This window comes from Phenylobacterium sp., assembly GCF_046291545.1.
In the GTDB taxonomy this organism is placed as follows: domain Bacteria; phylum Pseudomonadota; class Alphaproteobacteria; order Caulobacterales; family Caulobacteraceae; genus Phenylobacterium.
In genome coordinates this window covers 195,297-208,734 of record NZ_JBKBSM010000001.1, presented here as the reverse complement: position 1 = coordinate 208,734, position 13,438 = coordinate 195,297, and the positions used below count along the sequence as shown (strand labels likewise).

Below are 13,438 nucleotides of genomic sequence, written 5' to 3'. Positions count from 1 at the left end.
CTTTACAAGTCTTCCCAGGAATTCAGCGGCGAAGCCACAGGGACAGGGTTGGAGTCGCGCCGAAGATGGCGCGCCCGGCGAGGCATCGGGGTGGTTTTTCGTCGCCCGGCGAGGCGCCTGTGGATCATCCGCAACAGGACGACCATTTTCAACCGATCGTTGATTCTTCTCCAGAATGTTGTGTAGCGTCGCGCCAGGCGCACCACCGTCAGGAGAGAATGCGAGGGGGGTGTGGCTTCGGCGCACTTCCGATTGGCTTCGGCCTTGGTATAACGACGCTGGGTCAATGGGCCGCAGCAGACGGCAAGAGAGGGCTCTAATCATGAAGTTCAAACTATTGGCGGGAGCCGCCCTGGCCGCGGTGTTCGCCGCGTCCGGCGCGTCCGCCCAGACGACCGGTTGGTACGGCGCCGTCGATCTCGGATATCACTGGCCGGACGCGCTGGAAGGCGAGTCCTCCAACACCGCCGCGAACGGCGCGGTCTACAACTGGAATTTCAACCAGGAAGAAGACTGGACCGGCTTCGCCCGCCTCGGCTACCAGCTGAACGACAACTGGCGCGTCGAGCTCGAGGGCGGCTATCGCCCCGGCGACATCGAGTCGATCCGCGGCAGCTCCAGCCAGTCGATCGCCGGCCTCTGCACCCCCGGCGTGGTGCGCACGGCCGCTGCGCCGAACTGCGGCGCGCCGACCGGTGAGATCGAAGCCTGGACCCTGATGGGCAATGTCATCTACGACTTCGCCCCAGGCGCTGCGATCAATCCGTTCCTCGGCGCCGGCGTCGGCATCAACCACGTCAAGGTCGACACCGTCGGCCAGTTCTCGAACGTGACGGGCGCGATCACCGCGGCCAACCCCGCCATCCAGAACCTGACGATCGACGACGACGACACCGCCCTGGCCTGGCAGGTCCTGGCCGGCCTCGCCTGGCAGGCGACCGATCGCCTCGACGTCGACCTGACCTACCGCTACCTGGGCGGCTCGGACCTGGATTTCGCCTCGGTGGGCTCTGCGGCCCTTCAGCCGGGCGTGTTCAGCGGCGACTACCGCGACCAGTCGGTGACCGTGGGCCTGCGGTATTCGTTCGCCGCGCCGCCGCCGCCGCCGCCGCCTCCGCCCCCGCCGCCTCCCCCGCCGCCTCCGCCTCCGCCGCCGCCTCCGCCGGCCTATGAGGCGAAGCAGTTCATCGTCTACTTCCCGTTCGATCAGTACGTGCTGACGCCGGAAGCCCAGGCGGTGGTGCAGGAAGCCGCCAACTACGCCACCTCGGGCAACGCGACCCAGGTCGTGGTGGTCGGCCACACCGACACCTCCGGCTCGCTGGCCTACAACGTCCGCCTGTCGGAACGCCGCGCCAAGGCCGTGGCCGACGCGCTGGTGGGCCTGGGCGTGAACCAGGGCGCCCTGCAGGTCGACTGGAAGGGCGAAACCGCTCCGGCCGTCGACACCGGCGACGGTGTGAAGGAACCGCTGAACCGTCGTTCGACGATCGACATCAACTTCTGATCTCGATCGGACGGCTCAGCCGCCGAGATGGGAGCCCGGTCGCAAGGCCGGGCTCCTTTTTTTGTCGCCGGCGCCGGCGGCTCCTCCGGCTTGAGGGCGGCAATGCTCCGCCGCTTGCAAGTTGCGAAGGAACTTTCCATTGTCCGCCCTCCATGAGGGATGAACATGTCGTGGGATGATCTGGACGCACAAAAATTTGCGGGCGAGCGCGCGGCTGTCGCCGCCCTGCTGGACGCCCGCCCCCTGAGCGCCGACGAGGGCGAAGCCGTCCGGCAGGAGGCCGAGGCCCTCGTGCGCGCCGCGCGCCGGAGCGCCCGCCGGCAGGGGGTGGTGGAGAGCTTCCTGCAGGAGTTCAGCCTGTCCACCCGCGAGGGGCTGGCGCTGATGTGCCTGGCCGAGGCGCTGCTGCGCACCCCCGACGAAGAGACCCGCGACCGGCTGATCGCCGAGAAGATCGCCTCGGCCGACTGGGCCGCGCACCTCGGCCGCTCCGACAGCCTGCTGGTCAACGCCTCCACCTGGAGCCTGATGCTCACGGGCCGGCTGATTGATCCGGACGAGGAGGCCCGCGCCGACCTTCCCGGCTTCGTGCGCCGCCTCGCCGGGCGGCTGGGCGAGCCGGTCATCCGCCAGGCGGTGGCCGCCGCCGTGCGCATCATGGGCGAGCAGTTCGTCCTTGGCCGGACGATCGACCAGGCGATCAGGCGCGCCAGGGCCGAGGGCTTCGTCTGTTCGTTCGACATGCTGGGCGAGGGCGCCCGGACCGCCGCCGACGCCGACCGCTATGAGGCCGCCTACGCCCGCGCCATCGAGACCGTAGCCGGTCAGGCCGGCGGCGCCGGGCCCGAAGCGGGCCATGGCGTCTCGGTGAAGCTGTCCGCGCTCTGCCCCCGCTACGACGCGCGCCAGGAGGCCCGCGTATGGGACGACCTCTACCCGCGCCTCGTGCGTCTGGCCCAGATCGCCGCGGCCGGGGACGTCAACCTGACCCTCGACGCCGAGGAGGCCGATCGGCTCGTGCTGTCGCTGAAGCTCCTGGACCGGCTGGCGCGCGAGCCCGACCTCGGCGCCTGGCGCGGCCTGGGCCTGGCCGTCCAGGCCTATCAGAAGCGGGCGCCGCAGGTGATCGAGGCCCTGGCCGACCTCGCCCGCTCTTCCGGGCGCCGTCTGATGGTGCGCCTGGTCAAGGGGGCTTATTGGGACACCGAGATCAAGCGGGCCCAGGTGGCCGGCCTTCCGGACTATCCGGTCTACACCACCAAGGCGGCGACCGACGTGTCGTACCTGGCCTGCGCGCGGGCGCTCCTGAAGGCGGCGCCGGCGCTTTATCCGCAGTTCGCCACCCACAACGCCCATACCCTGGCGGCCGTGCGCCAGATGGCGCGCCAGGCCGGGGTGGAGCCGGAGTTCCAGCGGCTGCACGGCATGGGCGAGGCGCTCTACGCCGGGGCGGCCGACCGCTACGGGCCGATGAAGCTGCGGGTCTACGCCCCCGTCGGCGGGCATGAGGAGCTGTTGCCCTATCTGGTCCGGCGCCTGCTGGAGAACGGAGCCAACACCTCGTTCGTCCACGCCCTGCTGGACGAGAAGACGCCGGTGGCGGCGGTGGTCGGCGACCCGATCGCCACGGTGCAGGCGGCGGGCGGCGGCCCGCACCCGCGAATCCCGCTTCCGGCCGATCTCTACGGCCCCGGCCGCCGGAACTCCCGCGGGGCGGACCTCTCGATCGCCGCCGAGCGCCAGGCGCTTGCGGCCGCAGTGCGGGCGATCGGGGACGAAGAACTGACCGCCGCCCCGATCATCGGCGGCTCCGAGGTGCGCCGCGGGGAGGGGGCGGCGCGAACCTGCCCGCACGATCGCGGCCTTGCGATCGGCCGCGCCTGGACCGCCGGCCCCGAGGAGATTGACTCGGCGTTCGCTGCGGCCCGCGCCGCCCAGGGGGCCTGGGACGCCGCCGGAGGCCATGCGCGGGCCCAGGTCCTGCGGGCCATGGCCGACGCCTTGGAGGCCGACCGCGACCGGCTCGTCGCCCTTTGCGCCCGCGAGGCCGGCAAGACCCTGGCGGACGGGATCGCCGAGGTGCGCGAGGCCGCCGACTTCTGCCGCTACTACGCCATGCTGGCCGAGCGGCAGTTCGAAAAGCCCGAGCCGCTCAAGGGGCCGGTCGGGGAGACCAACAGTCTGTCTCTCCATGGGCGCGGCGTGTTCGCCTGCATCAGCCCGTGGAACTTCCCGCTGGCGATCTTCACCGGCCAGCTCGCCGCCGCCCTGGCCGCAGGCAATGCGGTGGTGGCCAAGCCGGCGGAACAGACGCCGCTGATCGCCGCCGCCGCCGTGCGCCTCTATCATCAGGCGGGGCTCGACCCGAACCTGCTGCACCTGCTGCCCGGCGACGGCGCCAGCGTGGGCGCCGCCCTGGTCGCCCATCCGGCCTGCAGCGGCGTGGCCTTCACCGGAGGCACCGACACGGCCTGGGCGATCAACCGCGCCCTGGCGGCCCGCCCCGGGCCGATCATCCCCTTCATCGCCGAGACCGGCGGCCTCAACGCCATGTTCGTCGACACCACGGCCCTGCGCGAGCAGGTGCTGGACGACGTGATCCTCTCGGCCTTCGGCTCGGCGGGCCAGCGGTGTTCGGCCCTGCGCATCCTGTTCCTGCCGCACGAGACGGCCGACGAGGTGATCGCGGGGCTGAAGGGGGCGATGGACGCCCTGGTGCTTGGCGATCCGGCCGATCCGGCGGTGGACGTGGGGCCGGTCATCGACGAGGAAGCCCGCGCCGCCCTCATGGGCCACGCCGCCAGGCTGGAGGCGGAGGCCAAGGTGCTGCACCGCCTGGCCCCGCCCGCCAGCGGCGTCTTCTTCGCCCCGCTGATGGCCGAGATCCCCTCCGCCGCCTTCCTGGCCAGGGAGGTGTTCGGGCCCATCCTGCACGTGGTGCGCTACGATCCGGCCGACCTGGCCGCCGCGGCCGGCCCCCTGGCCGCCGCCGGCTATGGCCTGACCCTGGGGGTGCACAGCCGGATCGAGGGCTTCGCCGAGGAGGTCCGCCGCCTCGTGCCCGCGGGCAACGCCTATGTGAACCGCTCGATCATCGGGGCCGTGGTCGGGGTGCAGCCGTTCGGCGGCGAAGGGCTGTCCGGAACAGGTCCGAAGGCGGGCGGCCCCAACGCCTTGCTGCGCTTTGCTGTGGAGCGGGCGGTGAGCGTCAACATCGCCGCCCAGGGGGGCGATCCCAGCCTGTTGAATCTGGCGATGTAGGCCCTGGCGCCAAGGCGCGCGTGGCGCGTTAAGCTCCCCGCTGCGCCGTCCGCAGCAGCGGAGGCGCGATGAGCTACGATCAGGCGTTGGCGTTCAGCCTGGTGGGGGTGACGATCGCCCTCTTCGTCTGGGGACGTTTCCGCTACGACCTCGTAGCCCTGGCGGCCCTGGGCGCCGGGCTGGCCCTGGGCGTGGTGCCGGCCGCAGAGGCCTTCGCCGGCTTCAGCAGCGACATCACCGTCATCATCGCCTCGGCCCTGGTGGTCTCGGCGGCGGTCTCGCGCTCGGGCGCCATCGAGCGGCTGCTGCGGCCGTTGCTGCCGCGGCTGAAGTCGGAAGCCGCGCAGGTCATCGTGCTTGCGACGGCGGCCACCCTCCTGTCGATGGTGACCAAGAACGTCGGGGCCCTGGCGATCCTGATGCCGATCGCCATTCAGCTTTCGCGCCGCACGGGGACGCCCACGTCGCGCCTGTTGATGCCCATGGCGTTCGGCTCGCTCCTGGGGGGCCTCGTCACCCTGGTGGGCACCTCGCCGAACATCATCGTCTCCCAGGTGCGCGAACAGATCCTGGGCAAGCCCTTCGGCATGTACGACTTCGCCCCTGTCGGCCTGGGCCTGACCGCCGCCGGCCTGGCCTTCCTGGCGTTCGCCTATCGGCTCCTGCCGTCGGACCGGCATCCGGTCGTCGGGCTGTCCACCGCCCTCGCCAGTTCCGCCTATCTGATCGAGACCTCGGTTCCCGAGGACTGGGCCGCGCCTGCGGATCGCGTGGGCGACCTGCATCGCCAGGCGGAAGGCGAGGTGCGGGTCGCGGCCATCCTGCGCTCCGGCCGGCGGATCAGCTCTCCGCACGCCAACACCAAGGTGCGGCCCGGCGACACCCTGATGCTCGAGGGCGAGCAGCAGGCGCTGGACGATCTGATCCTCAAGGCGCGGCTCAAGCTCGCCCGGTCGGATCGTCCGGTGGCCACCGAGGCCCGCTCCGAGGAGGTGCAGATGATCGAAGCGGTGGTGCGTCCCGGCTCCGGCCTCGTGGGCCAGTCGGCCCAGCGCCTGGACCTGCACGGCCAGCACCGGATCAACCTGCTGGGCGTCAGCCGCGCCGGGTATCGCCCCACGCAGAAGCTGCGCAGCCTGCGCCTGCAGGCCGGCGACGTGGTGATGCTGCAGGGCGGCGAGCGAACCCTGCCGGGCGTGCTGCAGACGCTGGGCCTGCTTCCCCTGGCCGAGCGTGAGCTGCGGCTCGGCGGCTTCCGCCGGATGATCGCGCCCTCGGCGATCCTGGCGACGGCCATGGTGCTGGTCGCCTTCCGCGTCGCGCCGGTCGCCGTGGCCTTCTTCGGCGCGGCCCTGGCGATGGTGTTGATCGGCGCCCTGCGCATGCGCGAAGCCTACCAGGCCCTGGACGGGCCGCTGATCGTCCTGGTCGCCGCCCTCATCCCGGTCAGCGAGGCCGTGCAGTCCACCGGTGGGGCCGACCTGATCGGCGGGTGGCTCTCGGCGGTGTTCCGTGGCCAGTCGCCGTTGCTGGCCCTGGCCGGGATCATGGCCGTGTCGATGGCCGCCACGCCCTTCCTGAACAACGCCGCCACGGTGCTGATCGTCGCCCCCGTGGGGGTGAGCCTGGCCCGCGGGCTGGGGCTCAGTCCGGACCCCTTCCTGATGGCGGTGGCGGTGGGGGCGGCGTGCGACTTCCTCACCCCGGTGGGCCACCAGTGCAACACCATGGTGATGATGCCCGGCGGCTACCGGTTCTCCGACTATCCGCGGCTGGGCGCTCCGCTCAGCCTGCTGGTGCTGACGCTGGGCGTGGCGCTGATCGCACTGGTCTGGCCGCTGCGCTCGGCCTAGCCCGCCAGCAGGATCCAGACGCCGATCGCCGCGAAGCAGGCCGCCGCCGCCCAGCGCACGAACTTCAGCGGAATGCGCCCGGCCGAGGCGTGGCCGGCCAGGACCACCGGGCCGTTGGCGATCATCATCCCCAGCGTGGTGCCGGCGGCCACGGCGATCACCTCGTGGAAGCGCGCCGCCAGGGCGACGGTCGCCACCTGGGTCTTGTCGCCCATCTCCACCAGGAAAAACGCGATCGCCGTGGTCCAGAACACCGAACCGCCGGCGCGGGGGCGGGGCTCCTCGTCCTCCTCGAAGCGGTCGGGGATCAGCGCCCAGCCGGCGAAGGCCAGGAAGGCCAGGCCCAGCACCCAGCGCATCCAGGGGCCCTGCAGCAGCGAGGCCGCCGCCGCGCCGACCGCCGCGGCCAGGGCGTGGTTGGCGATGGTGGCGGCCAGGATGCCGGCCAGAATCGGCAGGGGCGCGCGAAACCGGGCGGCGAGCAGCAGGGCGAGGAGCTGGGTCTTGTCGCCGATCTCGGCGATCGCCACGAGGCCCGTGGAGACGAGGAAGGATTCCATAAGACGTCCTGGCGGGGTCGGCGCATGACCAATGGCTTTCCGCGCCGCCGACCCCGCATAGATCGACGCGCGTAAGCCAAAGGTCTCGCCAAGCCTTTCGGCACGGGCGCGCCATGTCCTCGGACCGTCGGCCCTCGGACAAGTCTGTTGACGCGCCCCCCGCTGAACGCGCGGGCGGCTACTCCCCAGTGACGTGGGCTGCTTAACGGCGACGGCGGGCGCCTGCAAGCGGGGCGTTCGCGGAAGGCGCCGCGGTGCGTTTTGTCACAGTCGCGTGAGAGGGGAATCCTCAGTGGGCGGCAATCCCTTGCGCAGCCTTGGGTGCGGTGGCGTGTTAAGATCTCGTTCACGAAAAACCCTGGGGACGGACCCGATCGCCCCGTTGACGAGTCGTTAGGGTTAGCCCCCATATCGTGGGTGTGGGGCCGGCGAGCCCACTAGATATAGACGTACAGGCGCAAATCGGGCGGGGGGCTCGAAGCGCCTGATAGTTCAGGATTTTGGGGCATGAGCAGCAGTGAAGCGGTCCAGCGGTCGGTTTCCCAAGGCGTCAAGGACGCGCCGAAGCGGGCCGAACGACCGCAGTTGCAGCTGGTTCGGAAGGTCGAGGTCGACCGCAGCCGCGACGCGCTGCTGACCGACTTCGGCAAGACCACCCTGGAAGATCGCTATCTTCTGGCTGGCGAGTCCTACCAGGACATGTTCGCCCGGGTGGCCACGGCCTACGCCGACGACGCCGACCACGCCCAGCGCATCTACGACTACATCTCCAACCTCTGGTTCATGCCGGCCACGCCGGTCCTGTCCAACGGCGGCGCCGGGCGCGGCCTGCCGATCAGCTGCTTCCTGAACGCGGTGCCCGACAGCCTGGAAGGGATCCAGGGGGTGTGGAACGAGAACGTCGCCCTGGCCTCCAACGGCGGCGGCATCGGCACCTACTGGGGCGGCGTGCGCTCCATCGGCGAGAAGGTGAAGGGCGCGGGCCAGACCAGCGGCATCATCCCCTTCATCCGGGTGATGGATTCCCTGACGCTGGCGATCAGCCAGGGCTCCCTGCGCCGCGGCTCGGCGGCCGTCTATCTGGACGTCCACCACCCCGAGATCGAGGAGTTCCTCGAAATCCGCAAGCCGTCCGGCGACTTCAACCGCAAGTCCCTCAACCTGCACCACGGCATCTCGATCACCGACGAGTTCATGGAAGCCGTGCGCGACGGGGCCATGTTCGGCCTGCGCTCGCCCAAGACCGGCGAGGTCGTGCGCGAGATCGACGCGCGCAGCCTGTGGCAGAAGATCCTCGAGATCCGCCTGCAGACCGGCGAGCCCTACCTGATCTTCTCCGACACGGTGAACCGCGCCATGCCGCAGCACCAGCGCGAGCTGGGCCTGTCGGTGCGCCAGTCGAACCTGTGCTCGGAAATCATGCTGCACACCGGCAAGGACCACCTGGGCAAGGAGCGGACCGCCGTCTGCTGCCTGTCCTCGGTCAACGCCGAGAAGTTCCTGGAGTGGCGCGACCATCCGACTTTCGTCGAGGACGTCATGCGTTTCCTCGACAACGTGCTGGAGGACTTCATCGAGCGCGCCCCGCCCGAGATGGACCGCGCCGTCTACGCCGCCATGCGCGAGCGCTCGGTCGGCCTCGGCCTCATGGGCTTCCACTCGTTCCTGCAAAGCCAGAACGTGCCCTTCGAGAGCGCTCTGGCGAAGAGCTGGAACATGCGGCTCTTCAAGCACCTGCGCCGCGAGTGCGACAAGGCCAGCCGCACCCTCGCCGCCGAGCGCGGGCCGTGCCCCGACGCGGCCGAGCGCGGGGTGATGGAGCGCTTCTCGCACAAGCTGGCGATCGCGCCGACCGCGTCGATCTCGATCATCTGCGGCGGGACCAGCGCCGGCATCGAACCGATCCCGGCGAACATCTACACGCACAAGACCCTGTCCGGCTCGTTCGCGGTCAAGAACCCCTACCTGGAGCGCCTGCTGGAGAGCCACGGCAAGAACACGCCGGCGGTGTGGGACTCCATCCTGCAGAACGAGGGCTCGGTGCAGCACCTCGACTTCCTGACCCAGGACGACAAGGACGTCTTCAAGACGGCCTTCGAGATCGACCAGCGCTGGATCGTCGAGCTGGCCGCCGACCGTACGCCCGACGTCTGCCAGAGCCAGTCGGTGAACATCTTCCTGCCCGGCGACGTCGACAAGTGGGACCTGCACATGCTGCACTGGCAGGCGTGGGAGCGGGGCTGCAAGTCGCTCTACTACCTGCGCTCCAAGTCGGTGCAGCGCGCGGCCCACGCCGGCGGCGAAGCGACGCAAGTCCAGGTCGTGTCGGCCGAGCGCACCGACTACGAAGAGTGCCTGGCCTGTCAGTAGGCCGGGCCTGACCCCTCGCAGGCGCCGCATCGCGCGCCTGAAGGGCGATTTGCCGCTCGCCCGGAACCAGTTTCGGCTCCCCGTCATTCCGATTCCATGGAAGGATGAAGCTGGGCCGAAAGGCCCACGCTTGGGACTGGAGAACCCCGAGATATGCGGCTCTTGGCTGTCGCGGCCTTGACCCTGACGATGGGCGCCCAGTGCGCCACCGGCGCCGCCGCAGGCGAGCGTTCGGCCGCGGACCGATTCCTCGAGCCCTCGACCAAGGTGGCGGATTTCACCCCCGCCGCTCTCAGAACGGCTGACGACCTGGACCAGCGGGTGCAGCGATCCTCGCGCCTGTCTGCGCCCGAAGCCGGCGAGGTCGATTACGACTGGCGCACCGACCGCGTCCGCCTGGGCGGTTCCGGCGGGCGGGCGATCAATTCGCTGCAGGTTTCGGTCGGGCGCAGCCTGCGTGCGCCCGGGGGCCTGCCGCTGAGCATGGGCCGGGCCGCCTACGAGCCGGACGCCTACGAAGTGGCCCTGCGGCGCGACTGGTCCGCCGCCCGGTTCGACGCCGGCGCCTACGACGTCGACATTTCGCCCCACGCAAGGTTGGGCTGGACCAACCAGGGCGGCGCCCTGGCCGAGGCCGGCGCGCGGCTGCAGATCACCCAGCGCAGCGACGATGAGGTGCGCGAGGCCCTGGAAGATCTCGGCGTGCGCGACGGCGCCGAGTTCGGCGACCGGGGCCGCTGGTACCTTTTCGCCGCCGCCAGCGGGCGGGCCGTGGGCCTGAACATGATGCGGGACGTGGGCGAATGGGATCAGGCGGGCCTGTCGACGGACAGCGCCAGTGCGCTGATCGGCGACGCCCACCTCGGCGTGGGCTGGCGCAAGGGGCCTCTGCAGACCTCGCTCGGCTACGTCCACCGCGAGGTGAAGGGCCAAAACATGATCTGGGGTCAGCAGACGAAGGAGGACTCCCTCCTGGCCTTCTCGCTGACCATCAAGCCCCAGCGCGATTAGCTTCGGCGGGCCTTGCCGATATATCTAAAATGAGCTACTGACGCCGCGCCGCTCAGGCGGCCGTAAGCGTTACCGTCATTCAACGCATCCCACTCGCCGTCCACGCGGCCTCGCGACAGCCAAGCTGCGCCGGGGCTTCCGAAACGGCCATTGATGGAGATGCGCAATGCCCATCCAAGTTCGTCGTCTGCCGGCCCGATCGGCCGCCCTTGTCATGCCGCTCATCCTGTCGGTCCTGATGACCTTCATCGTCTCGGCGGTCTCGACGTTCAGGAGCATCGGCCTGTCGCCGCACTATCCCGCGACCTGGATGGGGGCTTGGGGGATGTCCTGGCTCGTCGCCTATCCGGCGCTCTTGCTGGTGCTGCCCCTGGTGCGCCGGATCGTCGGCTGGCTCGTCGAGCCGGCCTAGGCGATTGACGCCCCGGCGTAGTCGGGCTGGTTCTCGGGCCTGGCGCGCACGAAGGCGTCCAGTCCGACGCAGCGAGCCTCCACCGCCAGCAGCCGGGGGTAGGCCTCCACGTCACAGCCGAACCGGCGGGCGTTGCGCAGTTGGGGAACCAGGTGCAGGTCCGCCCAGCCGGGGGTGTCCGCAAAGCAGAACGGCCAGTCCTGGGCGCGGCGCTCCAGCGTCGCCTCGAGCGCCGCCAGCCCCTTGGCCATCCAGTGGCGCAGCCAGCGCGCCACGCCATCCTCGTCGACGCCGAGCTCCTCGGCCAGGAAGCGGCGCACCCGGTCGACGGTCAGGGCGTGCATCTCGGCGGCGATGTGCTGGGAAAAGGCGCGGGCTTCGGCCCGGATCAGCGGGTCGGCCGGCAGCAGAGGGGGAGCGGGCCAGCGTTGCTCGAGGAAGTCGAGGATCGCCGCCGACTGGGCGATCATCCGCCCGTCCGTCTCCAGGGCCGGCATCAGCCCCTGGGGATTGAGCTTCTGATACTCGCCCGGCGCCATCGCCGGCACGGAGACATAGTCATAGGCCAGGCCCTTCAGGTTCAGGGCGATGCGCACGCGCTCGCCGGCGGAATTGCGCTGATTGGTGTAGAGCCTCATCCCTCCCATCCCGGACCGAACGGCATGCGCTCGGCCCACAGCGCGGCGAGGCGCGGATCACCGTCCACGCGGCGCACGACTTCGGCCATCCTGGGCGCCACGGCGTAGAACCGCCGCCGGCGGGGCCGGAACCGGGAGACCACGGCGACATAAAGGTCGAGCACGCTCGGCGCCTCGCCCAGGAGGAAGGCGGCCGGCTCCACCTGGGCGTCCATCTTGCCCCAGCATTCGGCGATGCGGTCCAGGACGCGGCTCTCCAGCGCCTCGTGGCCGGCGGGATCGGGGACCAGGCGCGACGGGTCGTCCTTCACCCAGTAGAGCGAATAGATCGCCGCCGAGACGAAGCTGACCCAGCGCAGCAACTGCGCGCGGCCCGGCGCGCCCGGCAGGGGGCCGAGCCTGGCCTCGGGATAGGCCTCCACGATCCACAGGAGGATCGCCGCGCTTTCGGTCAGCACCTCGCCGCCCGGCAGCACCAGGGCCGGCACCTGCCGCATCGGATTGGCCGCCAGCACCCGGTCGCCGCTCTGCGGATCGTCCTTGTCCCAGGTGTAGGCGTCGACCAGCCGGTACGGCTGGCCGGCGAGGGTCAGCGCGGCCTCCACCGCCACCCCGCCGGAACCGCGCGCGCTGAACAGCGTCAGTTCCCCGTCATCGCGAGTCGTCATCGCTTCATCCCCAGGCCATTCACAACATCTTGGGCAGGTGCGTTAACTCGCCGCTAGATGTTGTCGATATGATCGTTAATGTCAGAATCCGCATCACGCCTCGGAGTCCGTCCCGTGTCCTCCACCTCGCGCCCTCTTCCCGGCCTGCTCACGCCCTCCTACGCCTATAAGCCGTTCCGCTATCCCTGGGCGTACGACTTCTGGAAGAAGCAGCAGCAGGTGCACTGGATGCCCGAGGAAGTGCCCCTGGGCGAGGACTGCAAGGACTGGGCGACCAAGCTGAACGACAAGGAGCGCAACCTCCTCACCCAGATTTTCCGGTTCTTCACCCAGTCGGACGTCGAGGTGAACGACAACTACATGGAACGTTACGGCCGCGTCTTCAAACCCACCGAGGTGAAGATGATGCTGGCGGCCTTCTCCAACATGGAGACGATCCACATCGCCGCCTACGCCCTGCTGCTCGAGACGATCGGCATGCCCGACTCGGAGTTCACGGCGTTCCTCGACTACCAGGCGATGCGCGACAAGCACGACTACATGCAGACCTTCGGCGTCGACTCGGACGCCGACATCTGCCGCACCCTGGCCATGTTCGGCGGCTTCACCGAAGGGCTGCAGCTCTTCGCCAGCTTCGCGATGCTGATGAACTTCCCCCGCCACAACAAGATGAAGGGGATGGGCCAGATCGTCTCCTGGTCGGTGCGCGACGAGAGCCTGCACTGCGAGGGGATCATCAAGCTCTACCACGCCTTCAACTCCGAGACGCGGGCGGTCACCAAGACGGTGGCCGACGACATCGTCGACTGCTGCAAGACGGTGGTGGGCCTGGAGGACAAGTTCATCGACCTGGCCTTCGAGGCCGGCGAGGTCCAGGGCATGACGCCCGAGGACATCAAGCAGTACATCCGCTTCATCGCCGACTGGCGGCTGCGCCAGCTGGCCCTGCCGGAAGTCTACGGCGTGAAGGAAAACCCGCTGCCCTGGCTGCAGTCGATGCTGTCTGGCGTCGAGCACGCCAACTTCTTCGAGGCCCGCTCGACCGAATACTCCAAGGCCGCCACCAAGGGCCAATGGCACGGCGAGGCCGGCGTCTGGGCTGATTTCGACCGGCTGATGGCCAAGCGGTCGGAGAACACCCTGCCGGCGGAATAGCCG

Annotated in this window: 10 protein-coding genes and 1 riboswitch; of the genes, 7 read left to right on the top strand and 3 right to left on the bottom strand. The window is 69.9% G+C overall.

What is annotated here, in order from left to right:
• Positions 1-322: 322 nt before the first annotated feature.
• The 3 genes from ACK4YQ_RS01050 (at position 323) to ACK4YQ_RS01040 (ending at position 6,621) form a co-directional block, all read left to right on the top strand.
• Positions 323-1,507: an OmpA family protein gene (locus ACK4YQ_RS01050; RefSeq protein ID WP_409607384.1), complete on the top strand. Its 1,185-nt coding sequence runs from the start codon at positions 323-325 to the stop codon at positions 1,505-1,507.
• A 165-nt stretch (positions 1,508-1,672) separates the two neighbouring features.
• Positions 1,673-4,768 (top strand): bifunctional proline dehydrogenase/L-glutamate gamma-semialdehyde dehydrogenase PutA, encoded by a 3,096-nt coding sequence (putA, locus tag ACK4YQ_RS01045; RefSeq protein WP_409607382.1) that lies wholly within the window; start codon positions 1,673-1,675, stop codon positions 4,766-4,768.
• A gap of 68 nt (positions 4,769-4,836) precedes the next feature.
• Complete coding sequence (locus tag ACK4YQ_RS01040) at positions 4,837-6,621, top strand: SLC13 family permease (protein ID WP_409607380.1); 1,785 nt, start codon at positions 4,837-4,839, stop codon at positions 6,619-6,621.
• On the opposite strand, the gene ACK4YQ_RS01035 is transcribed toward ACK4YQ_RS01040, so the two are convergent.
• Entirely contained in the window at positions 6,618-7,181 is a 564-nt protein-coding gene (locus tag ACK4YQ_RS01035) for a TMEM165/GDT1 family protein (RefSeq protein ID WP_409607378.1), read from the bottom strand. The genes ACK4YQ_RS01040 and ACK4YQ_RS01035 overlap by 4 nt on opposite strands.
• Before the next feature lie 13 nt (positions 7,182-7,194).
• Positions 7,195-7,380: riboswitch (yybP-ykoY riboswitch) on the bottom strand.
• A gap of 308 nt (positions 7,381-7,688) precedes the next feature.
• Here ACK4YQ_RS01035 and ACK4YQ_RS01030 point away from each other — a divergent pair.
• The 3 genes from ACK4YQ_RS01030 to ACK4YQ_RS01020 all read left to right on the top strand — a co-directional run bounded on the left by ACK4YQ_RS01030 (position 7,689) and on the right by ACK4YQ_RS01020 (position 10,974).
• Entirely contained in the window at positions 7,689-9,551 is a 1,863-nt protein-coding gene (locus ACK4YQ_RS01030; RefSeq protein ID WP_409607376.1) for a ribonucleoside-diphosphate reductase subunit alpha, read from the top strand.
• 153 nt (positions 9,552-9,704) lie between these two features.
• The gene (locus tag ACK4YQ_RS01025; RefSeq protein ID WP_409607374.1) at positions 9,705-10,562 is read left to right on the top strand and encodes a DUF2219 domain-containing protein; all 858 of its coding nucleotides are present in this window, start codon (positions 9,705-9,707) and stop codon (positions 10,560-10,562) included.
• Positions 10,563-10,728: 166 nt separating this feature from the next.
• The gene (locus ACK4YQ_RS01020) at positions 10,729-10,974 is read left to right on the top strand and encodes a DUF2798 domain-containing protein (RefSeq protein ID WP_409607372.1); all 246 of its coding nucleotides are present in this window, start codon (positions 10,729-10,731) and stop codon (positions 10,972-10,974) included.
• Here ACK4YQ_RS01020 and maiA read toward each other — a convergent pair.
• Together maiA and ACK4YQ_RS01010 are read right to left on the bottom strand one after the other, a co-directional pair.
• Positions 10,971-11,612 (bottom strand): maleylacetoacetate isomerase, encoded by a 642-nt coding sequence (maiA, locus tag ACK4YQ_RS01015; protein ID WP_409607370.1) that lies wholly within the window; start codon positions 11,610-11,612, stop codon positions 10,971-10,973. The genes ACK4YQ_RS01020 and maiA overlap by 4 nt on opposite strands.
• Entirely contained in the window at positions 11,609-12,280 is a 672-nt protein-coding gene (locus tag ACK4YQ_RS01010; RefSeq protein ID WP_409607369.1) for a glutathione S-transferase family protein, read from the bottom strand. The genes maiA and ACK4YQ_RS01010 overlap by 4 nt, the downstream gene beginning before the upstream one ends.
• A 114-nt stretch (positions 12,281-12,394) precedes the next feature.
• Here ACK4YQ_RS01010 and ACK4YQ_RS01005 point away from each other — a divergent pair, with 114 nt between their 5' ends.
• Entirely contained in the window at positions 12,395-13,435 is a 1,041-nt protein-coding gene (locus ACK4YQ_RS01005; RefSeq protein ID WP_409607368.1) for a ribonucleotide-diphosphate reductase subunit beta, read from the top strand.
• Positions 13,436-13,438: the final 3 nt, after the last annotated feature.

What these genes read in the sequence shown, in the direction of transcription:
- ACK4YQ_RS01050 (WP_409607384.1), top strand. Translation starts at nt 323, where the DNA reads ATGAAGTTCAAACTATTGGCGGGAGCCGCCCTGGCCGCGGTGTTCGCC.
- putA (WP_409607382.1), top strand. Translation starts at nt 1,673, where the DNA reads ATGTCGTGGGATGATCTGGACGCACAAAAATTTGCGGGCGAGCGCGCG.
- ACK4YQ_RS01040 (WP_409607380.1), top strand. Translation starts at nt 4,837, where the DNA reads ATGAGCTACGATCAGGCGTTGGCGTTCAGCCTGGTGGGGGTGACGATC.
- ACK4YQ_RS01035 (WP_409607378.1), bottom strand. Translation starts at nt 7,181, where the DNA reads ATGGAATCCTTCCTCGTCTCCACGGGCCTCGTGGCGATCGCCGAGATC.
- ACK4YQ_RS01030 (WP_409607376.1), top strand. Translation starts at nt 7,689, where the DNA reads ATGAGCAGCAGTGAAGCGGTCCAGCGGTCGGTTTCCCAAGGCGTCAAG.
- ACK4YQ_RS01025 (WP_409607374.1), top strand. Translation starts at nt 9,705, where the DNA reads ATGCGGCTCTTGGCTGTCGCGGCCTTGACCCTGACGATGGGCGCCCAG.
- ACK4YQ_RS01020 (WP_409607372.1), top strand. Translation starts at nt 10,729, where the DNA reads ATGCCCATCCAAGTTCGTCGTCTGCCGGCCCGATCGGCCGCCCTTGTC.
- maiA (WP_409607370.1), bottom strand. Translation starts at nt 11,612, where the DNA reads ATGAGGCTCTACACCAATCAGCGCAATTCCGCCGGCGAGCGCGTGCGC.
- ACK4YQ_RS01010 (WP_409607369.1), bottom strand. Translation starts at nt 12,280, where the DNA reads ATGACGACTCGCGATGACGGGGAACTGACGCTGTTCAGCGCGCGCGGT.